This is a genomic window from Streptomyces sp. SID14436, assembly GCF_010548465.1.
Lineage (GTDB): Bacteria > Actinomycetota > Actinomycetes > Streptomycetales > Streptomycetaceae > Streptomyces.
The window spans coordinates 1-867 of record NZ_JAAGMD010000693.1 but is presented as its reverse complement, the minus strand read 5'-3'; the positions used below and the strand labels follow the sequence as shown (position 1 = coordinate 867).

General features: G+C 80.2%; 1 protein-coding gene. It reads left to right on the top strand.

Annotated features, from left to right (window positions below):
* A partial coding sequence (locus tag G3I53_RS24960) for a hypothetical protein (RefSeq protein ID WP_164438794.1) occupies positions 1-847 on the top strand: 847 nt, incomplete at its 5' end.
* Between the last annotated feature and the right edge of the window lie 20 nt (positions 848-867).

The following is an 867-nucleotide window of genomic DNA, read 5'->3' as shown; positions in this document are numbered from 1 at the left end:
CATGCGCCGCACCGCCAGCGCCCTGACCACCGCCGCCCTCGCCGGCACCGCCCTGGGCGTGCTCGGCGTCCTCGCGCCGGCCGCGTCCGCCTCCGATCCGCGCGCCGAGATCAGCCCGGGCAGCGTACGGCCGGGCGGCACCGTCACCGTCACCGTCACCTGCGGCCCGACCGGCGGACCCGCCCCGCACAGCCTCCAGGCGGCCTCGGAGGCGTTCACGGGCGGCGCGGTCACCCTCGCCAAGGTGCCCGGCGACGACGCCGCCGGCCCCACCTACGAGGGCACGGCGACGCTCCCGGACGCGGCGCACTTCGCGGACGCGGGAGCCCCGGGCCCGGGCGCGACGGGCGAGGAGCCCGAGCCGCCCGGTGAGATCCCGCCGCCCGACAGCGTCCCGGAGATCCCCGACGCGGAGCCCGGGGCGGAGGAGCCGCTCGGCGCGTTCCCCGAGATCCCCGACGCGCCGCTCGACGAGTTCGACGCCCTGTCCGAGGCCCCCGAGGCCCTCTCCGCGCCGGGCGGCTCCGGCGCCGAGTGGACCGTCCACGGCACCTGCCCCGCCGCCCCCGGCGGGAAGGGCACCCCCTGGAGCGTGTCCTTCACCGTGACCGTGCACCCGGGTGGCACACCCACCCGCACCCCCGCCCCCACCGCCACCCACTGCCCCGGCCACCACAGCGGCCCCTGCACGGCATCCCCGTCCCCGCGCGCGGTGCACGCCGGGGACGGCGGCACCTTCAGCGACTCCGTGCCCGCACTGGCCGCGGGCGGACTGCTGATCGCCGGAGCGCTCGGCGCCGCCGCCCACCGGGTGTACCGGGACCGGAACGCGCGCGAGGACGGCTGACCCGCGGCCGCCTCCCCGGG